This window comes from Streptomyces sp. NBC_01198 (assembly GCF_036010485.1).
Taxonomy (GTDB): Bacteria; Actinomycetota; Actinomycetes; order Streptomycetales; family Streptomycetaceae; genus Actinacidiphila.
On sequence record NZ_CP108568.1, the window covers coordinates 3,840,448 to 3,861,510 of the forward strand.

Here is a 21,063-nt window from a genome sequence, read left to right on the forward strand (position 1 = left end):
CCGAATGAGGTCGAATACGGCTGTTCCGCCGCGCCCTTCCACGGACGCGTCTCAGCAGGGAGCAGGCAGGATGGCAGACGTGGCGGTGCGGACGGGCCGGCAACGGGCCGTCCTGGGGTGGGCAACGCTCGGCGTGCTGCTGCTGACCGCCGTCCTGTGCTCGTTCCTGCTGGCCCCTGACGCCTTCGCCACGGCGCCGCCGATACCCGGCTCACCGCTCGACGCATACGACAAGCGGGTGCCGTACGACGTCGGGGCGCACAAGATCGCCCGGCTGGCCGCGCTCATCGCGTACGTGCTGATGGTCGCCACCGTCGTCCTCGGGGTGATCCTGCGGCTGCGGTTCCTGCAACGGGCGGTCAACCGGGCGACGTTCTACGGGGCCCACATGACGCTGGCGCTCTCCGCGATGATCTTCGGCGGCATCCACGGGCTGACCTTCCTCTACCAGCCGGTCTGGCGGATCGGCTGGACCCGGCTCGCGCTGCCCTTCACCGGCGGGGTGCAGCGGATCCCGGTCGGCCTCGGCATCCTCGGCACCGAACTGGCCGTCGCCGTCGCGTGTTCGGTGTGGCTGCAGCGCCGGCTCGGCTACCACCGCTGGCTGCGGGTGCACCAGTTGGCCTACGTGTCCTTCGCGCTGATCTGGCTGCACATCTTCCTGGTCCACCCCGAGCCGCGGCACCTCAACCTGGTGTCGGTGGGCGTGGCCACCGGCGCCGGCACGATCCTGCTGGCCTTCCTGATCCGCGCCCTCCCCTCCCGCTCCCGGCTCCGCAGACGCGCCTTTCCCGGCGGGACGGGGGTGGTCGAATGACGTACCCGCCACGGAACGCGCCGCCCGCCCCGCACCCGCAGCCGCGGACCTACATACCGGTGCCGATGCCGCCGCAACCGCAGCCGTACGCACCCGTACAGCAGCCCCCGCAGCCGTACGGACCGGTGCAGCCGCAGATCCACCCACCCGCCCACCAGCAGCTCCCGGCGCACCCGCACCCCCACCTGCCCGCGCCGGTCGTCCCCGCGGAGTCCTTCGACCTGCCGCGGCCCGCGCTGGTGCCCGAGGACGAGCCGGTGCGGATCAGCGTCGACAACAACCGCTGCCACATCTACGGCATCTGCCAGCAGGAGGCGCCGGAGGTCTTCCGGATCTCGGAGGGCGGCTCCCTGCACTACACCCGCACGGTGCCGGCCGAATTCGCCGCCAAGGCCCGGCAGGCGGTGCGCTGCTGCCCCATGCAGGCCGTCACCATCCGCGGCGGCGCGCAGGCAGGCGCGGCGGTGGCGGGTACCGGTGACCGGCGGCCCGCGCGGCCGCTGCGCAGCGGGACCGCGGCACGGGCGAGCCGCCGCCGGATCGTGGTGGCCGGCGCGGGACTTGCCGGGCTGAGCGCGGCGACCCGGCTGCGGGAGCGCGGCTTCGACGGGGAGCTGGTGCTGGTCGGTGAGGAGACGCAGCGCCCCTACAGCCGGCCGCCGCTGTCCAAGCAGTTCCTGTCGGGCGCGCTCAGCGAGGAGCAGCTGACCTTCAAGGCCGACACCGGGCTCGACGCCCACTGGCTGCTCGACACCCGCATCACCGGCCTGGACCTGCACGGTTCGGCGCTCGAACTGCGCGGCGGTGAGCGGCTGCCCTTCGACGGCCTGGTCGTGGCGACCGGTGTGGACGCCAAACGGCTGCCCGAGGCACCGCTGTTCAGCGACCGGGTGCGGACCGTGCGCACCCTGCGGGACGCCGCCGCGTTGCAGCGGGCCATGCACGCGGCCCGCGCCCACCACGTGGTGATACTCGGCGGCGGCTTCATCGGCTGTGAACTGGCCTGCACCGCGCGGGAGCACGGCATGGACGTCTCCCTCGTGGTGCACAGCGCCCCGCTGCTGCGCCGGGTCCTCGGCCAGAAGATCGGGTCGGTGGTCGGCGGCATCCAGCGCAGGGCCGGGGTCGACGTCCGGCTCGGCACCCAGATCACCGACTGGCAGGACCACGGCGACCTGCTGCGGCTGCGGCTGGACGACGGCGGCCTGCTGGACTGCGACTTCGTCGTCCTCGGCCTGGGCGGTTCGCCGCGCACCGAGTGGCTGCGCGGCAGCGGACTCGACGTCTCCGACGGGGTGTTGTGCACCCCGACCTGCCACGTGGTGGACGAGTGGGGCCGCACCGCACCGCACATCGTGGCCGCGGGGGATGTCGCCCGCTGGCCCAACCCGCGCTTCGACGCGCAGCCCCGGCGAGTCGAACACCTCATCCACGCGGTGGAGATGGGGCAGCACGCGGCGGACTCGCTGCTGCGCGGACCCGCCCGCGCCGCCCGCTTCGCACCGGTGCCGCGCTTCTGGTCCGAGCAGCACGGCACCCGCATCCAGGCGGCGGGCATCCCGGCGCTGGGCACCGACGTCGAGATCGTCGAGGGGACGCTGCGCTCCGAGCGCTTCGTCGCGCGCTACTCGCGGCAGACCCCCTACGGCCCGCAGATCGTGGCGGCCGTCGCCTTCGACATGCCGCTGGAACTGCTCGACTACCGCGACCAGATCGGCCGTTCGCAACCGCGTACACGCACCGCGGGCAGGAGGAGGCGCCGGTGAGCCGGGGTGTGGGACCGCGCAGCCGCCGGGCGGTCAGGCGTCCGCCCTCGGGCGGCCTGCTGTCCTGGGCGCTCAGCCTGCCGGCCCGGATGCACGTGCGCTGGCTGGTGATCCTGGTCGTCACCGCGGCGGCGATGGGCGCGTACGGGCACGTCCTGCTCACGGCCTCACCCATGCCGCCGGGCAGGGCGCCTTCGGCCGGGACCGCGCACAACTACCCGCCCGCCGCGACCAGTCCGCCGCCGACGCCGACGGCCGAGCACCGGCCGAAGCCCACCGCCGAGACGTCCCGTTCGCCCGTGGTCGGATAGCGGCCGCCCGTGCCTACGACCGCAGGTGCGCCGTCCGCATGGACGCCGCCGCGTCGGCGACGGTGCCGCGGTACTGGCCCAGCTTCGGCCTGAGTACCGGTGAGCCTTTGCCGAGCGGGATGTTGAGCATCCTGGCGTCGGACATGTGGTCGCCGTCGGGCAGCAGGTTCAGCTCGTCGACTCCGCGGGTGACGAGGCTCGACCCGTGGCTGGGGTCGAGGTCGATCACCGCGTACGCGATCCGTCCGGCGCCGAGGGGGTAGGCCGGCGGGGCGCCCTTGCGGCACGGGAGCGGCGGCCAGTCGGGGGACGTGCCGGGCGAGGCGGCGTCCAGGCCGCAGGGGACCAGCGGCCTGACGATCCGCGACATGTCCTCGGAGGCCGTCTCGTCCAGGGTGACCCGCGGGTGGAGGCTCAGACCGCAGGCGTTCGTGCCGGTGTTGCGCACCGCGATCACCCGCTGCGCCGGCTCCCCCGCCCTGCGGGTCACCCGCACCGACAACTGCCCTTCGGAGCACGGGTGCCGGTAGGCGTAGCCGTCAGTGCCGCTGACGCGGGCCGCCTCGGAGGTGGCGGACGCGGTGGAGGAGGCCGGCCCGCACGCGGTCAGCGCGAGGGCGCCGAGGAGGAGCGCGACAGCGGGCGGCACAGCGGGGTTCACGGACACGGTGGCTGCCTTTGCTGGAGTACGTGCTGCCAGCGTCATCCGCGCCGGCTCCCGGACGCCACAGTTCCGCGACAAAGGGGGACGCCGGAACGATTCCGCAGCTCTGACCGGCGATGATGGTCACTGCCTGGAACGCCGGGCCGGGACAGGGGAGGGTGGAATGGGCACCGAGGCGGGGGAGTTCGCAGCACAGCTGCACCGGTTGAAGGAGCGCTCGGGCCGCAGCTACGGCGTGCTCGCCTCCCGGCTGCACATCAGCACCTCCACGCTGCACCGCTACTGCAACGGTGCCGCCGTGCCCCGCGACTACGCCCCCGTCGAGCGGTTCGCCCGGCTGTGCGGCGCGTCGCCCGAGGAGTTGCTGACGCTGCACCGGAGCTGGCTGCTGGCGGACGCGGCCAGGAGCGAGCCGGACCGCGCTGCCGCCGCGCGGGCCGCGGCGCCGGAACCCGAGCTCGCCCCCGGCCCGGACCCGACGCCCCCGGCGGGCCCGCCGCCCGCGCCGGAGGCGGCGGAACCTGTGCCGGCTCCGGCGCCCGTGCCCCTCCCGGCGAGCGCGCCTCGCGGATGGTGGACGCGGCGGCGGACGGCGGGTGTTCTGGCGGCCGTGACCGTGCTCGCCGCCATCGCCGCCTTCTCGCTGCGATCCGGGTTCACCGGCGACACGAGCGACGCCGTCCTCCCGGCCCCGGTGGCGTCGAGCGTCGAGCTCGCACCGTCGGGCTCCGTGCCACCCCTCCACGTGTCAGTCACACCGGACAACTGGAGCAGCCCGTGCGACCAGTGGTTCCTGCTCTCGCAGCAGCCGGACCGCGTCCCGCCGCCCCCGGTCTCGCCGCAGGAGCGGACGGGCTGGGCCACCGCGCTCGGCGGGATCCCGGCCCACGGCCTGCAACTGGCGCTGAGCACGGCGGGTTCGCCCGGAGAGCCCGTCATCCTGCACGCGCTGTACGTGACGGTGCTGAGCGACCGGCCCGCCCCCAAGGGCATCGGCTACACCACCGGGGCCGGCTGCGCCGGCCGGCTCGTCCCCCTGTCCTTCCACGTCGACCTCGACAGCGCGCCCGCCCGCGCGACACCCGTGTCCGTCCCCGGATACGACCGGACACGGGTCGTGTCCGGCTTCCCCTTCCAGATCTCCGCCACCGACTCGCAGATCCTCGACGTGGCCGCCTTCACCGCCGACCGGGACGTCAGCTGGTATCTGGAGCTCGCCTGGAGCCGCGGCCACCAGCAGGGCGTCCTCCGCGTCGACGACCACGGCAGGCCGTTCCGCACGGTCGGCCTCGACGGCGACCCCGCCTACTCCTTCAACGGCCACACCTGGAAGCCCACGCCGGCGCCGAAGTGACCGCGCCCCGCACGTCTTTCAGCGGGGCACGGTCAGGACGATCTTGCCGATCTGCTCGTTCGACTCCAGATAGCGGTGCGCGTCGGCGACCGCGTCCAGCTCGAAGGTGCGCGAGACGACCGGGCGGAAGGCGCCGGAGCGCAGGCCCGAGCTGACGAAGGCGGCGGCGCGGCGCAGCCGGTCGGGGTGGGTGGTCGTCTCGAAGATCAGGTAGGTGCGGATGTTGACCGCGGGCATGCCCAGTTCGAGGGCCGGGTAGGGCGTCGGCTGCCCGCTGAGCGCGCCGTAGATCAGCAGCCAGCCGTCGGGGACGATGACACTGGCCAACTCCCGCACGCCCGGGCCCGCGACCGCGTCGAAGACGAGGTCGGCGCCGCGACCGCCGGTCGCCGCCAGAATGCCCTCGGCGACGCCTTCGCTCTCGGTGACGACCACCGCGGCTGCGCCCTCCTTGAGCAGCGCGTCCTTCTTGGCCGCGGTACGGGTCAGCGCGATCGGGGTGGCGCCCATGCGGTCGGCGAGGTGGATGGCGGCCAGACCCACGCTGCTGGAGGCCGCGTTGATGACGACGGTGTCGCCGGGGCGCATGCCGCCGGTCTCGACCAGGGCGCCGTACGCCGTCAGGTGCGGCATCCACACCGCCGCGCCCTCGACCGGCCCGGTGCCCTCCGGGCGGTGCAGGACCGCCGCCGCCGGGACGACCGCCTGCTCGGCGTAGACCGCGTAGTCGTTCTGCGAGAACGCGGGCACCACGCTGACCGGCTGGCCGGCGGTGAGGCCTTCGACGCCTGGCCCGACCGCCTCGATCACCCCGGCGGCCTCCTGGCCGAGCCGGCCGGGGAAGCTGCGGACGGCCTCGATGTAGTTCCCGCTGCGGAAGAGCGCCTCGGCCCGGTTGACGCCGATCGCCTCGACCGCGATCCGCACCTCGCCGGGGCCGGGTTCGGCGGGCGCGACGTCTTCGAGGCGCAGCACCTCGGGGCCGCCGAGTTCGTGGAAGAGCACGGTCCTTGACATGCGTGGGTCCCTTCGTCGAGCCGGGTGATCCACCCAAGCCCAAAGTACGACGTTGGTCAAGCTTTGACCCTCGTCGTACTATGGACGCATGTCCGACCGCATCCCGCCGCACCCCGAGGTCACGGCGATCACGCTGCAGCAGGTGCTCGACGCGCTCGTCGACCCGGTACGGCGCAGCATCGTCACCCAACTGGCCGACGCCACCGCCGACATCAGGTGCGGCGACTTCGACCTGCCGGTGAGCAAGTCCACCGCCACGCACCACTTCCACGTCCTGCGCGAGGCCGGCCTGATCAGGCAGCACTACGCCGGCACGTCCCGGCTGAACACACTGCGGCGGTCCGAGGTCGACGCGGTCTTCCCCGGCCTGCTCGACGCCCTTGTCAGCGCCGACCGCGTGCGCTGAGCGGCGTCACCCGGTGGCAGCCGCCGGCGTCTCGGCGAGGAAGGGTGCCGCGGTGGCGGCCGCGACCGCGGCCAGACCGCCGTCGAGCCCGGTCAGGGCCGGGGCGGGCGCGTCGACCTGGGTGGCGGACTCGGTGATCGCGACCCGCGCGCCCAGCCGCGGTTCCGCCAGCGGCCCCGCCTCGCCGCGCAGCAGCAGCCGTACCGCCGCCCAGGGCAGGTTCACCCCGGTGAAAGCGGTCTGGAAGATGCCGGCGGAGGCCCGCGGGTTGGCTTCCAGCAGCACCGGTCGGCCTGCTCGGTGCCGCAGTTGGACGTTGGACAGATACGCCAGCCCGAAGTGCGCCACCAGCCGCCGGGCGATCCCGGTGGCCTCCGGGTCGTCCAGCAGCAGCCGGTAGCGGCCCTCCTTGGACCGCGCCACGGCCGCCAGCGTCCGCCCGCCGGGCGCCGACAGGCAGTCGACGCTGATCTCGGGCCCCTCCAGATACGGCATCACCAGGAACTCCGGCACCGTCTCGCCGTCGTCCTCCGCCCGTGCCAGCGCGTCGGCGACCGCGCCCACCGACGCCAGCGGCACCGGCGGCGCCAGCAGGTCCCGTATCCGCAGCGGCCGGTCGTCCAGGACGCGGAAGCCGAACGCCGAGTATTCGCCCGCGGGCTTGAGGCACACCCGCTCGCCGCCCGCGGCCAACTCCGCGGCCGCGGCCCGGAATCCGGCGGCGTCGCGGACCGACCGCCACGGCGGCACCGGCACCCCGGCGGCCTGTGCGGCCTCGTATGTACGGGTCTTGCTCGTCAGCACCTCTATCGCGGCCGGCGGCGAGCACATCAACCGCGTCCCCGCCGCGGCGAACTCGTCGCCGAGCCCGGCAAGGGCGGCCAGCCGCCGGGGCGGCACCAGCACGTCCACGCGGTGCCGCCGGCAGAAGTCCAGGGCGAAGGCGGCGTATTCGTCGTCCCCGACATGCCGCGGCTCGACCTCGGCCACGTCGCACGCGGCCAGCGCGGGCGCGTCCCGGTCGACGTTCGTCCCGTAGATGTGGACGCCGACGGCATCCGGGTTGTCGCGCAGCATCCGCATCACCTGCGTCGAGGCGACTCCCGCGCTGCTGAGCCATATCCGAAGCGCTATGGCGAAGCTCCTTGCTGCCTGGCACAGCACGCGGCCGGTGCCTGCGCCGATCATGGGTGAGCGGAGCGTAGCGCCGGACGATGACGGTGGCGTTTCGCGGACATGCCTCCCCGGGGTCGGCCTGCCAGGACCGCACCGGCCTCGCGCCCGGCCTAGACGGCCACCGGCGCCGGGTCCGCGTCGAGGGCGAGCAGGGCCCGCAGCGGAGCGGTGTCCGGGACCTCCGCGACCGCCGCCGCGACGGCCGGCGCGAGCCGCGACTCGTACTCCGCCGGCAGCCCCAGCCGCGGCTGCACCGCCCAGGACATGGCGGGCCGGGTGTAGCCGTCGGCGATCAGCCGCAGCTCGACCAGCGAGGTCAGGCCGTCGCTGATGGCCGGGCGGATGAAGTTGCGGGCGGACTCGCCGGTCAGCCGGGAGGCCGCGGCCGGCTTGGGCATGCGGTCGGCGACGGCCATCCAGAGCAGGCCCGCGTCGATGGCGTCGAGCACCGCCTCCAGACCGGGCAGCTCCTGCTCGCCCGCCGCAGCGCCCCCGGCCGCACTGCGTGCCGCCCGGCTCACCGCCTTCTGGAACTGCTCGGCAGCAGTGTCCGCCTCGGCCCTCGCGGTGGCCATCAGCAGGTCGGGCCAGTCGAGCCGCGGCCGGGCGTTGACCTCCGCCGCCAGCGTCGCCGCCTCGACCGCCGCGTGCACCTCGCCGGTGTCCCGCACCAGGGTCAGAGCCGCCGGCGCCGCCGGGTCGTCGGTCCTGCCGTCGTCGGGCAGGGCCTCGACCAGGGCGACCCGCTCGGCGGTCGGCGGGTGCGAGTCGTACACCGTCGGCTTCCGCGTCGGCCGCCGCCCCTCGCTCAGCGCGGCCACTCCCTCGGGCCCGCGGGCGGCGAGCAGCAGCGGGAAGCCGCCGTAGACCTGCCCGGCCGGCGGCAGCGCCCCGGCCCCGGCGCCGAGCAGCGCGTACTGCTCGACGTAGTAGCCGTAGGCGATGTCCAGCAGCTCGACCCGCCCCAGCGCGGCGGCCGTCGTGTCGCGGCCCGCGGTACGCGCCGCGGCGGCGTCCGCCGCCAGTTCCTGGCGGCGGCCCACCGACTCCGAGGTGCGCAGGAAGAAGTTGGCGTAACGGACGTAGAGGTTGCCGATGGCCGCGTGCGCCCCGGTGCGGCCGTCCCGGAAGCCCTCGATGGTGTGCGCCACCGCCGCCCGGCCGCGCATCGTCATCCCGGCCAGCCGGGTGTCCCGGTTGCTGAAGTGCCCGAACTCGTGGGCCAGCACCGCCCGCAGCTGCGGCACGGTGAGCCCGGCGAGCAGCGGCAGGCCCAGATACATGGTGCGCCGCCCGCGCAGCATGCCCAGCAGCCGGGTGCGTTCCGACACCGCCGCGTTCACCTCGCCGGCCAGGACCAGCTGGTCGGGCGCCGCCGTCCCGGCGGCCCGCGCCGCCTCCTCGACCTCGGCCCACAACTCCGGCTGCGCGTCAGCCGTGACGGCCAGACCCGGACCGTCCCCTGTGTGCAGTCCCGCGGTCAGGAAGAGGAACATCCCGCGCAGGATCGGGGAGATGAGCACGGCGGAGAAGACGATCAGGCCGAGCGGGTAGTAGCCGCTCGCCCCGGCCCCGGCAATCACCAGCCAGTCGATGCCCAGGACCGCGGCCAGCAGGCCGATCCCCATCAGATAGAAGCCGGCCAGCAGAAAAAGGGCGCGCAGGGCGCGCAAGGACGCGGTCACGGATTTCCCCCCACAGGAATCGCGGACCTTCCGGTCGGCGACCGGCTTCCGCGATGCCGGATCATATGCTCCCCGCACCCCTGCCGACCAGCCGATTCCGCCGGCCCCCCGGCCCCGGGCCGGTCCGGATCCATGAGGCGGCGCGGCAGTCAGGGAGGGCTGCCGCGCCGCCGGTCGTGCGATGGTGCTGTCAGTGCGGGGTCAGCCTGCTTGGCAGGTGGGGGTGAGGGTGGGGGGTGTGCCGCCGTTGACGACGTAGCCGAAGGTCGTGGTGGCGCCAGCGCCCACCTGACCGTTGTACGCGGCGTTCTTCGCCGTGGTCAGACCACCCGAGGTGCCCTGCACCGCGTTCCACAGACTCGCGATCGTGTCCCCCGAGGGCTGCGACCACGACACCGTCCAGCCCGAGATCGCCGAGGAGCCGGTGTTCTTCACCGTCACCTCGATCTGATACCCGCCCGACCACGCACTCACCGTACGGAACGTCGCGGAACACCCCGCACTCGGCGGCGGCGTACCACCCGACGAACCCGTACTCGTGCCGGTCGAGGTACCCGACGAAGTGCCCGACGACGTACCGGTACTTGTCCCCGTCGAGGTGCCCGCCGACGTGCCGGACGACGTACCGGTCGACGTCCCCGTGCTCGTGCCCGACGACGTGCCGCTCGACGTCCCGGACGACGTACCGCCGGTTGTGCCGCTGCCGCTGTTGAGGGCGTTGAGAACGGCGGTGTAGGAGGCCTTCTTCTGGTAGCTGCCGTCCAGTAGCAGCGGGGTGTCGCTGCTGCGCCAGCTGTACTTGTCGGTGACGCCCCACACCGTGATGCCGGTGCAGCGGCTCACGGCCAGGCAGCCCTTGACGATGGTGGTGTAGTTGTTGGCCTGTGCGGTGCCGGAGCCGGCGACGTCCACCTCGGTCATCTGGACGTCGACGCCGAGGTCGGCGAAGCGCTGGAGGTTGGCCTGGAAGTCGGAGGGGACCGGGGACTGGGAGTTGAAGTGGCCCTGGAAGCCGACGCAGTCGATGGGGACGCCGCGGGCCTTGAAGTCCTTGACCATGTTGTAGACGGCGGTGCTCTTGGCGTTGACGCCGTCGGTGTTGTAGTCGTTGTAGCAGAGCTTGGCGTTGGGGTCGGCGGCCCGCGCGGTGCGGAAGGCCTCCTCGATGAAGCCGCTGCCGAGCTTGTCCTGGAAGGGCGAGCTGCGGCGAGCTCCGGACGAGCCGTCCTGGAAGGCCTCGTTGACGACGTCCCAGGCGTAGATCTTGCCCTTGTAGTGCGTCATCACCTGGGTGATGTGGTTGTTCATCGCCGCTTCCAGGGCGCTGGCGCTCAAGCCTGAGACCCAGCCGGGCAGCTGGGAGTGCCAGACCAGCGTGTGGCCGCGGATCTTCATGTTCTGCGCCTGGGCGTGCGCGACGATCTGGTCACCGGGGCCGAAGTTGAACGAGTTCTGGTTCGCCTCGATGGTGTCCCATTTCATCTCGTTCTCCGGCGTGACCGCACCGAACTGGGCGTCCAGCGCCGCGGTGTAGTCGGTCTCGCTGAGATGGTTCGCCGCGACCGCGGTGCCGAAGTAGCGGCCCTGCGCGGCGGCAGCGGTACCCAGGGCGCCGACCGCGTGCGCGGTGCCAGCGGTGGTCATCAGACCGATGGCCGCCACCGCGCCCGCCGTGCCCGCGGCGATCGCGATCCGCAGTCCGGAGCGCCGGTGCAGGCCGGTCTCGCTGGGTTCTCGGGGGATGTCACTGAACACTTCCAACCTCTTCTTCCTCTTCTGCTGGCAGTCCGGGATCGGCGCAGTTCGCACCGGCCCGAACAGGTGGGGGGTCCATTCGCGAGGGTGTTGTCGGCCACGGGAGTTGTGCCGCTGGCGCGGCATGGCCGGGAGGAGGGTGGATCGGTGGCCAGTGTGGACCCTGAGCTTCGAAACGTCAACGACTCTTTTCCGAAACAACCGGAGAGCGTGGACAGGGTTCTGACGGAGCGTCGGCCCGTGCTCCGACACCTGCGTACGGGCGGTTTTCCGGTGCCGCAGCAAGGGGAGAGGTCCCGAACGTACCGAAGGGGCGCCACCCCACCGGACGTCGCCAGATGTATTGACTCCGTCACTTTGCCGCCCTATGGTGCCCGAAACATTCGCGCAAGGGTCGAAAACTTTCGCACCTCACAGCGGGCGTCCGCCGCCCGTACGCCACCGTGGCCGGAGAGGGAGCCTCCACCAGGGCGGCAACACCCCGGAAGGAACACCGCCATGCCCCCCACACGAGCGCCGAGCGGCGCCGGCGTCAGCGCCGGCATCCGTGCCGGCAGCGGCAGGAGGCGTCTGGGGACGCTGCTGACCGCGCTGCTCGCCGCGGTCGCCTCGATCCTGGCCGCGATCACCCTGTCCACCCAGAGCGCCGCCGCGGCCTCGCTCACCGAGGTCACCAACTTCGGCAGCAACCCCGGCAACCTGCGGATGTACGAGTACGTGCCGAACTCGGTCAAGCCCAACCCGGCCATCCTGGTCGCCGTCCACTACTGCACCGGCACCGCTCCCGCGTTCTACTCGGGCACCGAGTTCCACACTCTGGCCGACCAGTACGGCTTCATCGTCGTCTACCCGGACGCCAACGTCAGCGGCCAGTGCTTCGACGTCTCCTCCTCCGGAGCACTCACCCACAACGGCAACAGCGACCCGGCGAGCATCGCCTCGATGGTCTCCTACGTCGAGCAGCACAACAGCGCCGACGCCGGCCGCGTCTACGTCACCGGCGCCTCCTCCGGCGCGATGATGACCGACGTCCTCCTCGGCGACTACCCCGACATCTTCAAGGCCGGCGCCGCCTTCATGGGCGTGCCCTTCGCCTGCTTCGCCACCTCCGACCCGTCGGGCTGGAACAACGCCTGCGCCAACGGCCAGATCACCAAGACCCCGGCGCAATGGGGCGACCTGGTCCGCGCCGCCTACCCCGGCTACACCGGCCCCCGCCCCCGCGTCCAGCTGTGGCACGGCACCGCCGACACCACCCTGAACTACAACAACTTCGCCGAAGAGATCAAACAGTGGACCAACGTACTCGGCGTCAGCCAGACACCGGTCCTCACCGACAGCCCACAATCCGGCTGGACCCACACCCGCTACGGCACCAACACCGCCCAAGCCCCCGTCGAAGCATTCAGCATCTCCGGCGTAGGCCACTCCCTCCCCACCAACGGCATGGCCGCCAAGGCCATCACCTTCTTCGGCCTCGACAACACAACCGGCGGCACCTCCGCCGGCACATCGTCCGGGACGTCGTCGGGCACCAGCAGCGGTACGTCGACCGGTACGAGCACGGGTACCTCGTCGGGCACGTCGACGGGGACGAGTACCGGTACGTCGAGCGGCAGCTCGACCGGCACGAGTACGGGTTCGTCGGGTGGTACGCCGCCGCCGAGTGCGGGGTGTTCCGCGACGTTCCGTACGGTGAGTGCGTGGTCGGGCGGGTATCAGATCGAGGTGACGGTGAAGAACACCGGCTCCTCGGCGATCTCGGGCTGGACGGTGTCGTGGTCGCAGCCCTCGGGGGACACGATCGCGAGTCTGTGGAACGCGGTGCAGGGCACCTCGGGTGGTCTGACCACGGCGAAGAACGCCGCGTACAACGGTCAGGTGGGCGCTGGCGCCACCACGACCTTCGGCTACGTCGTCAACGGCGGCACATCCCCCACCCTCACCCCCACCTGCCAAGCAGGCTGACCCCGCACTGACAGCACCACCCCCCGGCGCGGCCACCTGACCGGCGCCCCACGGATGCACCACCGCACGACAGGAGTTCCGCCGTGACCACCACAGCAGAGGGACCGGCCGGCCGGCTCGGCCGGACCGGGCCCGTCGTGGAGACCACCCGCCAGGTCGGTTCGTACCTGGCGCTGACCTTCGACGACGGGCCGCACCCGGTCCACACCCCCCACCTGCTGTCCGTGCTCCGCGAGCACGGGGTCACGGCGGTCTTCTGCCTCTGGGGCGCGCACGCGCTCGCGCACCCGGAGATCGTCCGCGAGATCGTCGCCGACGGCCATCAGCTGGGCAACCACGGCATGCACCACGACGACATGTCGGGCTGGTCCGCCGAGCGGGTCCGGGCCGACCTGGAGAGCACCACGGCGGCCATCCGGGCCGCCGTGCCCGGTGTGCCGGTCCCCTACTTCCGGGCTCCTTTCGGCAGCTGGGGCGGCACTCCCGAGGTCGCCCGGCGGCTCGGCATGGTCCCGCTGGGCTGGCGCGTCGCCGCCGAGGACTGGGAGCCCCCGGGCACCGGGGAGCTGGTCCGCCGGGTGGAGAGCCGGCTGACGCCGGGCGCGGTCGTCCTGCTGCACGACGGGGGCGGCGACCGCTCCCAGACCGTCGAGGCGGTCGCCTGCCTGCTGCCCCGCCTCGCCGCCCGCGGCTGGCACTTCACCGGCCCGTCCCGGCGCTCCTGAGTTCTGCCGCTCGCGGCGGAGATCCGCAGGTCACAGGCTTATCGTTCACCCGGATGGCCCTCGGTGGCTGTCCGTGCGGCCGGGCCGGCCGGAAGCTGGAAGGCATGCGACCGCACAGGGTCAAGCTGGTGTCGTCGCTTCTGTCGCTGGCCTTTCTGGGGGCCTGCTCGGCCCCTGGTCATCCGGTGCAGAGGCCTCGGCACACCCGCGCCGTCCTGCACCCCGCGGTGCTGCGGCCGGTGGTCGTCGGGCGTACCGCCTGGCACGCCGACGAGCAGTCGGTGCGCAAGGGGCTCGTCTACGACCACTCGGTGAAGGCGGTGTTCGTGCACCACACGGACAACCCCAACGACTACGACTGCAAGAAGGACGTCCCCGCGATGCTGCTCGCCCTCGAACAGCAGCACATCGCGCTGGGCTGGGACGACCTCGGCTACAACTTCGTGGTGGACCGCTGCGGCGACATCTACGAGGGCCGCTCCGGCAGTGCGGTCCGCGACGTGCGCGGCGCCCACACGGAGGGCTTCAACACCGACACCATCGGGATAGCGGCGCTCGGCAACTTCGGCGCGGGCCGGAAGGTCCCGCGGGCGATGCTCAGGGCCATCGCCTCGATAGCCGCCTGGAAGCTCGACCCCTCGGTGGACCCGCTCGGCAAGGTCCGCCTGGTCTCCACCAACGACGGCAGCCGCTACCCCAAGGGCACGGCCGCCACCCTCAACGTCATCTCCGGCCACCGCGACGTCTACGAGACCACCTGCCCGGGCCAGGCCCTCTACGACGCGCTGCCGTGGATCCGCGAGACCGCGGCCGCCATGCGGCAGAAGGCGACCTGGGCGGGCTGAGCAGCCGGCCCGCGGTCAGGGTACGGCCCTGGCGTAGCGGGACCAGATCGCCGCCGGGTAGGTGCTGCCGGTCTTCTCGGCGGCCCGGCTGCCCGTGGTGCCGGTGAGCGGCTCCAGTTGCTGGGACGCCGGGTCGACGCGGAAGAGGGCGACGGATGTCGACACCGTGCCGGTGTGGCCGACGTACCAGGCAGCGGTGTTGTCCTGCGCCGTCCCCGCGGTGCCGGCCCGGTCGGGTCCCGTGGTGAGGGCCGCTTCCACGTCGGCGGCGACCGCGGGGGTGAACGGGTGCGTGACGGTGGGGGATTGCAGCCGGAGGCGTTCGCCGTCGCGGGTGATGCGCAGGACGGAGCAGGGGGCGGTGTGGGTGCCGTCCGCGGCGAAGGTGGCGTAGGCGCCGGCCATCCTGATCGGGCTCGGGGTGGCGGTGCCGAGCGAGAACTCCGGTGTCTGCGCGCCGAATCCGCTGTCGGGCAGCAGGCCGGCGTCGATCGAGGCCTGCCGCACGCGGTCCAGGCCGACGTCCATGCCCAGTTGCTCGATCGGCCCGTTGACGGACTCGGCGACCGCCTGCCGCAGGGTGACGGGGCCGTAGGAGCGGTGGCCGTCGTTGGACACCCGCACGATCTTGCCGTCCCGGCTCCAGTACGGGCCCTCGGGCGTGCGGATCTCGGCCTTGTCGTCGCCGTCGTAGACGGTGCCCGGCGTGACCGGCGTACGGGGGGCGCCGCGGGTCAGCAGGACGCCGTCGCGCAGGCCGGCCGCGTAGACGAACGGCGCGTAGGCCGTACCCGCCGGGACGATGGCGATGTTGGCGTCGTCGAAGCCCTGCTTGACGTAGTCGGGGCCGCCGTAGAGGGCGAGGATGCGGCCGTCGGTGCCCACCGAGGCGGCGCCGACCCGCACATCGCGGTCGGCGGGGCGGTCGGCCGGGCGCAGGCCGCCGAGTTGCTGCTGGACCGAGGTGGCGAGGGCGTCGACCCGGGGCCGCTCGAAGGTGGTGTAGATCTGGTAGCCGCCGCGGTCGAACTCCGCGTCGGAGATGCCGCTGTGCGCGGAGACGTACGCCCGCGCGGTGTCCACCAGGTAGCCGGTCTGGCCGCTGAGTCCGGCCGGGCGCGGCGGCGCCTTCGGCTCGGGGAAGACGGTGTAGGTGGCCCGTTGTGCGGCCGACAGCCTGCCGATCTTCACCATCCGGTCCAGCACCCACGCCCAACGCTTCACCGCCCGGCGGTGGTTGGCCGCGCTGACGGCGGGGTCGTAGAGTCCGGCGCCCTTGAGCAGGGTGGCGAGGAAGGCCCCCTCGCTGGCGTTGAGCTGCGAGACGTCCTTGCCGTAGTAGGCCTTGGCCGCCCGCTGCACCCCGTAGGCGCCGCGGCCGAACCAGCTGGTGTTGAGGTAGCCGTCGAGTATCTGCTGCTTGCTCATCCTCCGGTCCAGCTTGACCGCGATGAACATCTCGGTGACCTTCCGCGACAGCGTCTGGTCCTGGCTGAGGTAGACGTTCTTCACGTACTGCTGGGTGATGGTGGAGCCGCCCTGGGTGGCGCCGCCGGTCGCCATGTCCTTGACGGCCCGGGCGATGCCCGGCACCGAGATGCCCGAGTCGGAGTAGAAGGAGGCGTTCTCGGCGGCGAGCACCGCCCACTGCACGGACGTCGGGATGCGGTCCAGCGGCATCGACTGGCGGTCGACCGGGCCGACCCTGGCCATCTCGGTGCCGTCGGCCCAGTAGTAGACGTTGTCCTGCTGGGTGGCGAAGGCGTTGAGGTCGGTGGGGATCCGGGTGCGCTGGTAGCCGTAGCCGACCAGCCCGGCGAGCAGCAGCAGCACCCAGCACAGGACCAGCAGCGTCTGCCGCGGCGAGGGCAGCCAGCGGCGCGGCCCCCGGCGCCCGGGCCGCGGATAGCGCGGCCGCAGCCGGCGCAGGCCCGCCCGCCAGGCCCGCCGGTCGCCCAGCGCCCGGACCGCCGCGACCGACTTCCGGCGTACCGCGCCGGGGGCCGCCGACACCGCGCCGGGGGCCGCGCGGACCGCCCGGCGCGCCGCCGCAGCCGACCTCCCCGCCGCCCCGCGCGCTGCCGCAGCCGACCTCCCCGCCGCCTCGCGCACCGCGCCCGCCGCCTTGCGCGCGGCCGCGCCCGCCGCCGTCCCTGCCCGCTCTCCCGCCTGGCGGTGGTGCGGCACCATCCTCACCTCTGCGCGGTCTCGACGTGGGCTCCTGGCCCCGGCCGCCGCCACCGTAGGAGCCGGAATGGGGCGGGACCGGGATGGGACTGCGACAGGTGTGTAACAGCGATGCGGCCAGGGGCAGTTGCGGTCCTGTGACAGTTCGGTCCAGTCGCCATCACCTACGGATCGCAGGGTCGGACCCATGACCGCCGCCCGGATCCGACGCCTTCTGCCCGCTCCCGGCAGCAAGGGCCGCCGCCGCAGAACCGCCGTGCTCTGCGGTCTGCTGTGCACCGGCCTGCTCGGTACGGCCGTGGCGGTCGCGGGCGGGCACGGCGGGCACGGCGGGCACGGCGGGGGCGGCGGCGCCGCCCGTGCGGTGCCCCGGCAGGGCAGCGCCGCGCTGGCGCGCCCGGTGAAGCCGCAGCAGACCGGGAAGTCCGGCACCCCCGCCTGGGACGGCAAGGTCCGGGTGATCGGCGACGGCTCGACCTCCGACACCGGGCCGCAGCCGCACCAGCCGACGCCGCAGAAGCTCAAGCCCGGCGAGAAGCCGCCGCAGTTCGTGGTCTTCTCCTGGGACGGCGCCCTGGAGAACGACGACCACCTCTTCTCCCGCTTCCGCAAGCTCGCCGAGCAGAACGACGCCCATATGACGTTCTTCCTCAGCGGCATCTACCTGCTGCCGGACGGGAAGCGCAGCCTGTACAAGCCGCCCCAGCACGCCCCAGGCGCCTCTGCCATCGACTTCCCGACCGGCGAGCACATCAAGTGGACGCTCGCCGAACTGCGGCAGGCCTGGGAGGACGGCGACGAGATCGGCACCCACTTCAACGGCCACTTCTGCGCCCCCGACCCCGGCGGCGGCGGGAACTGGAGCACCGCGGACTGGGAGAGCGAGATCTCCCAGGCGAAGTCCTTCGTGGAGAACTGGAAGACCAACACCGGCTTCACCGACATCCCGCCGCTGCCCTTCGACTACTCCAAGGAGCTCGCCGGCGGCCGCGCCCCCTGTCTGGAGGGCCAGAAGAACCTGCTGCCCGCCGAGAAGGCGAACGGCTGGCGCTACGACGCCAGCTCGCCGGGCGACTTCCAGATCTGGCCGTCCAAGCAGGACGGGGTGTGGAACTTCCCGCTCCAGCTGATGCCGTACCCGGACAAGGACTTCCAGGTGCTGTCGATGGACTTCAACTTCCTCTACAACCAGTCCGGCGGCGATGTCACGCAGGGTGACCCGGCGAACTACCCGGCCTGGGAGAAGCAGGCCAGGCAGGGCTACCTCAACGGCTTCGAGCGCGCGTACAACGGCAGCCGCGCCCCGCTCTTCATCGGCAACCACTTCGAGACCTGGAACGGCGGCATCTACATGCAGGCCGTCGCGGACGTCGTCAAGGACGTGTGCCGCCGCACAGGCGTGCGCTGCGTGTCCTTCAAGGAGCTGAGCGACTGGCTGGACGTGCAGGACCCCGCGGTGCTGGCGAAGCTGCGGACGCTGGATCCGGGCGAATCGCCGGACTGGTCAAGGTTTGTGAAGTAGGACACGGGTGTGAAAGAGGACACGGCGGGGTTATGTGATCGTCCCGTAACGATTCTCCAGGTCGCGCCCCCGTATACGGATACTGAGGTCATGCCACGACTGCTGCTCATCGAGGACGACCGCGCGGTCCGCGAGGGCGTCGAGCTGGCACTGCGCAGGCAGGGCCACGACGTCGCCGCGGTGGCCACCGGCGAGGACGGGATGCACCTGCTGCGGTCCTTCCGGCCCGACGTGGTGGTCCTCGACCTGATGCTGCCGGGGATGACGGGTCTTGAGGTGTGCCGGCGCATCCGGGTCGACAACCAGGTGCCGATCATCATGGCGACCGCCAGGGGCGACGACGTCGACATCGTCGTGGGCCTTGAGGCGGGCGCCGACGACTACGTCGTCAAGCCGGTGCAGGCCCGGGTGCTCGACGCGCGAATACGGGCCGTGCTGCGCCGGGTCGGCGGCGGCCTGGACGGCGGGGACGGCCCGCCGCAGCCCGAGACGCACGACGACCTCAGCATCGACCGGGCCGGGCTCACCGTCTCCCGGCAGGGCATGCCGGTGCCGCTGGCGCCCTCCGAGCTGCGGCTGCTGCTGCTCCTTTCGGCCTCGCCCGGCCAGGTCTTCAGCCGGCAGCAGCTGCTCGAAGCGGTGTGGGAGCACAGCTACCACGGCGACTCGCGGCTGGTGGACGCCTGCGTCAAGCGGCTGCGGACGAAGCTGGGCGAGCCGCCGGGGCGGCCGCGCTTCATCAGGACGGTGCGCGGCTTCGGCTACCAGTTCGCCAAATTCGCCGACCCGGCCCGGCCGGGACCCCGATGAGACGTCCGAGGCTGCCGCGCGGAGGCCTGCGGATGCGGCTGGTGGTGGCCTTCGCCCTGGTCGCCGTCGTCGCCACCGTCACCACCGGCGCGCTGACCTTCCGGGCCGCCCGTACCGACCTGCTCCAGCAGGGCCAGGACACGGTGATCACCCAGTTCCGGGACGGCGTCGACAGCGCGGCGCCCGGCGTCACCTTCCCGCCGGCCCGCGCCGACCTGCAGAACTTCGCCTCCGAGGTGTCCAAGACGCAGCGCACCGCCAACTGGCGGGTGATGGCCACCTACGGCGGCCTGAGCGCGACCTCCGCGCCCGGCGACACCTTCGCCGAGCTCACCCCCGCGATGCGCAAGTCGGTGAACACCCGGGCGGCCACCGTCTTCCAGCGGGTGTCGACCGGCCACGGCCCCGCCCTGGTCGTCGGCATCCCGGTCCGCTTCGGCGACGTCACCTTCGGCGGGGGGACGCAGACCTCAGGGCTCGCGGTCTTCCTGACCGTGTCGCAGGACAGCGAGCAGGGTTACGTGGACGCGCTGGTCGCCGCCGTCGAGCGGGCGACCGTACCGGCGCTGGTGGTCGCGGTGCTGCTGGCGCTGCTCGCCGCCCGCGGGGTGCTGCGGCCGGTCCGCGCCCTGCGCGGGGCCACCCGGCGGATCGCCGAGGGCCATCTGGAGACCCGGCTGGCCGTGAACGGCTCCGACGAGCTCGCCGACCTCTCGCACACCTTCAACGACACCGCCGCCGCACTGGAGGAGTCGGTCGCCGAGCTGCGCCGGATGGAGGCCCGCGCCCGGCGCTTCGCCGCCGACGTCTCGCACGAGCTGCGCACCCCGCTGGCCGCGATGTCGGCGGTCACCGACGTGCTGGACGAGGACGCGGCGCACCTCGACCCCGACACGGCCACCGCCGTGCGGCTGATCAGCGGGGAGACCGTGAAACTCGCCCGTCTCGTGGACGACCTGATGGAGATCTCCCGCTTCGACGCGGGCGCCGCCGCCCTGCACCTGGACGAGGTCGACCTCGCCGAGTCCGTCCGCCGCTCGCTGGCCTTCCGCGGCTGGCAGGACGCCGTCACCACCGTGCTGCCGCCGCCGGACACCGCCCGCGGCCGGGTCGACCCGCGGCGGCTCGACGTGATCGTGGCCAACCTGGCGGGCAACGCGCTGCGGCACGGCGGCCGGCCGGTGCGGCTGACCATGTCGGTGCGCGAGTCATGGGGCGCGGACCCGCTGGCCGTCATCGAGGTCGCCGACAGCGGCCCGGGCATCCCCCACGACGTGCTGCCGCACGTCTTCGACCGCTTCTACAAGTCGGACACCTCGCGCACCAGGACCGAGGGCAGCGGCCTCGGCCTGTCGATCACCGCGGAGAACGTCCATCTGCACGGCGGCACCATCACCGCGGGCAACCGTCCGGAAGGCGGCGCGGTCTTCACCGTCGCCCTCCCGCTGCGGAGGGACGTGTGAGGGCCCGCGTCGCCCTGCTGACGGCGGCCGGACTGCTGCTCGCCGGCTGCGGCATCCCGACCACCGGGGTGGTCGAGGCCGGCGAGCCGGGCGTGGGGGTGCACCAGGACGTGACGCTCTACTTCGTCCGCGCCGCGGACGGCTCCCTGGTCACCGTGCCGCGCAGGGCGCAGGGGACCGTCGACGCCGCCACCGTCGTCACCATGCTGGCCAACGGGGTGGGCGCCACGGAGCAGAAGGCGATGGGTCTGACCAGCGCGCTGCCGCCGCCTGTCCCCGCACCGTCGGTCCGCACGCAGGACGGCACGGTGACCGTCGACCTGCGGGCCCCGGCGGAGGAGCTCAGCGGGACGGCCGTCGACCAGGTCGTCTGCACGCTGCTGGCCAACCGGGTCAGCATCGCCCCGCGGAGCCCCACCCTGACGGTGACGGTGACGGCCGAGGGCACCGCGGTCCCGCAGACTTCCGCCGACCCGTGCGCCGGCGTCCGGGAGTTCTGGCGGCCGGGGCCGACGAAGCCGCCGCCGGGCGACCCGAAATCGTCGCCGGCGACGACCTTCCAGAAGCCGCCGCCGGTGAGCTGAACCCGGCG

At 72.9% G+C, this 21,063-nt stretch carries 18 protein-coding genes; 12 read left to right on the forward strand and 6 right to left on the reverse strand.

What is annotated here, in order from left to right; all coding sequences use genetic code 11:
• Positions 1-70: 70 nt before the first annotated feature.
• Genes OG702_RS17215 through OG702_RS17225 form a run of 3 tightly spaced genes read left to right on the forward strand, consistent with a single transcriptional unit; the run spans position 71 to position 2,894 of the window.
• On the forward strand, positions 71-817 hold the full coding sequence (locus OG702_RS17215; protein WP_327289769.1) for a ferric reductase-like transmembrane domain-containing protein: 747 nt from the start codon (positions 71-73) through the stop codon (positions 815-817).
• Entirely contained in the window at positions 814-2,583 is a 1,770-nt protein-coding gene (locus OG702_RS17220; protein ID WP_327289770.1) for an FAD-dependent oxidoreductase, read from the forward strand. The genes OG702_RS17215 and OG702_RS17220 overlap by 4 nt, the downstream gene beginning before the upstream one ends.
• Positions 2,580-2,894, forward strand: a complete 315-nt coding sequence (locus OG702_RS17225; RefSeq protein WP_327289771.1) for a hypothetical protein — start codon at positions 2,580-2,582, stop codon at positions 2,892-2,894. The genes OG702_RS17220 and OG702_RS17225 overlap by 4 nt, the downstream gene beginning before the upstream one ends.
• Before the next feature lie 13 nt (positions 2,895-2,907).
• On the opposite strand, the gene OG702_RS17230 is transcribed toward OG702_RS17225, so the two are convergent.
• Positions 2,908-3,561, reverse strand: a complete 654-nt coding sequence (locus tag OG702_RS17230; RefSeq protein ID WP_327289772.1) for a hypothetical protein — start codon at positions 3,559-3,561, stop codon at positions 2,908-2,910.
• 160 nt (positions 3,562-3,721) lie between these two features.
• Here OG702_RS17230 and OG702_RS17235 point away from each other — a divergent pair, with 160 nt between their 5' ends.
• Positions 3,722-4,912, forward strand: a complete 1,191-nt coding sequence (locus OG702_RS17235) for a helix-turn-helix domain-containing protein (protein ID WP_327289773.1) — start codon at positions 3,722-3,724, stop codon at positions 4,910-4,912.
• Between the two features lie 18 nt (positions 4,913-4,930).
• Here OG702_RS17235 and OG702_RS17240 read toward each other — a convergent pair whose 3' ends face one another.
• Positions 4,931-5,929, reverse strand: a complete 999-nt coding sequence (locus tag OG702_RS17240; protein ID WP_327289774.1) for a zinc-dependent alcohol dehydrogenase family protein — start codon at positions 5,927-5,929, stop codon at positions 4,931-4,933.
• An 88-nt stretch (positions 5,930-6,017) separates the two neighbouring features.
• Between OG702_RS17240 and OG702_RS17245 the strand changes: the two genes are divergently transcribed.
• Positions 6,018-6,335, forward strand: a complete 318-nt coding sequence (locus OG702_RS17245) for an ArsR/SmtB family transcription factor (RefSeq protein ID WP_327289775.1) — start codon at positions 6,018-6,020, stop codon at positions 6,333-6,335.
• A 6-nt stretch (positions 6,336-6,341) separates the two neighbouring features.
• Here the strand turns inward: OG702_RS17245 and OG702_RS17250 are convergent, their stop codons facing one another.
• The 3 genes from OG702_RS17250 to OG702_RS17260 all read right to left on the reverse strand — a co-directional run bounded on the left by OG702_RS17250 (position 6,342) and on the right by OG702_RS17260 (position 10,912).
• Positions 6,342-7,523 carry an ATP-grasp domain-containing protein gene (locus tag OG702_RS17250; RefSeq protein WP_327289776.1) on the reverse strand — a complete coding sequence of 394 codons (1,182 nt, stop codon included), beginning with the start codon at positions 7,521-7,523 and terminating at the stop codon, positions 6,342-6,344.
• Positions 7,524-7,621: 98 nt separating this feature from the next.
• The gene (locus OG702_RS17255) at positions 7,622-9,196 is read right to left on the reverse strand and encodes a M48 family metallopeptidase (protein ID WP_327289777.1); all 1,575 of its coding nucleotides are present in this window, start codon (positions 9,194-9,196) and stop codon (positions 7,622-7,624) included.
• Between the two features lie 201 nt (positions 9,197-9,397).
• On the reverse strand, positions 9,398-10,912 hold the full coding sequence (locus tag OG702_RS17260; protein ID WP_442814717.1) for an endo-1,4-beta-xylanase: 1,515 nt from the start codon (positions 10,910-10,912) through the stop codon (positions 9,398-9,400).
• Between the two features lie 537 nt (positions 10,913-11,449).
• Between OG702_RS17260 and OG702_RS17265 the strand changes: the two genes are divergently transcribed.
• The 3 genes from OG702_RS17265 (at position 11,450) to OG702_RS17275 (ending at position 14,489) form a co-directional block, all read left to right on the forward strand.
• Positions 11,450-12,919 carry an extracellular catalytic domain type 1 short-chain-length polyhydroxyalkanoate depolymerase gene (locus tag OG702_RS17265; RefSeq protein WP_327289778.1) on the forward strand — a complete coding sequence of 490 codons (1,470 nt, stop codon included), beginning with the start codon at positions 11,450-11,452 and terminating at the stop codon, positions 12,917-12,919.
• Between the two features lie 83 nt (positions 12,920-13,002).
• Entirely contained in the window at positions 13,003-13,644 is a 642-nt protein-coding gene (locus OG702_RS17270) for a polysaccharide deacetylase family protein (RefSeq protein WP_327289779.1), read from the forward strand.
• A gap of 104 nt (positions 13,645-13,748) precedes the next feature.
• Positions 13,749-14,489, forward strand: coding sequence for an N-acetylmuramoyl-L-alanine amidase (locus OG702_RS17275; protein WP_327289780.1), 741 nt, complete (start codon positions 13,749-13,751; stop codon positions 14,487-14,489).
• Positions 14,490-14,504: 15 nt separating this feature from the next.
• Here the strand turns inward: OG702_RS17275 and OG702_RS17280 are convergent, their stop codons facing one another.
• Entirely contained in the window at positions 14,505-16,679 is a 2,175-nt protein-coding gene (locus OG702_RS17280; RefSeq protein ID WP_327289781.1) for a transglycosylase domain-containing protein, read from the reverse strand.
• 184 nt (positions 16,680-16,863) lie between these two features.
• On the opposite strand from OG702_RS17280, the gene OG702_RS17285 reads away from it, so the two are divergent.
• The 4 genes from OG702_RS17285 (at position 16,864) to OG702_RS17300 (ending at position 21,055) form a co-directional block, all read left to right on the forward strand.
• Positions 16,864-18,198, forward strand: coding sequence for a hypothetical protein (locus OG702_RS17285; protein WP_327289782.1), 1,335 nt, complete (start codon positions 16,864-16,866; stop codon positions 18,196-18,198).
• Between the two features lie 90 nt (positions 18,199-18,288).
• On the forward strand, positions 18,289-19,008 hold the full coding sequence (locus OG702_RS17290; RefSeq protein WP_327289783.1) for a response regulator transcription factor: 720 nt from the start codon (positions 18,289-18,291) through the stop codon (positions 19,006-19,008).
• Positions 19,005-20,471, forward strand: coding sequence for a sensor histidine kinase (locus OG702_RS17295; protein ID WP_327289784.1), 1,467 nt, complete (start codon positions 19,005-19,007; stop codon positions 20,469-20,471). The genes OG702_RS17290 and OG702_RS17295 overlap by 4 nt, the downstream gene beginning before the upstream one ends.
• Entirely contained in the window at positions 20,468-21,055 is a 588-nt protein-coding gene (locus OG702_RS17300) for a GerMN domain-containing protein (RefSeq protein ID WP_327289785.1), read from the forward strand. The genes OG702_RS17295 and OG702_RS17300 overlap by 4 nt, the downstream gene beginning before the upstream one ends.
• Positions 21,056-21,063: the final 8 nt, after the last annotated feature.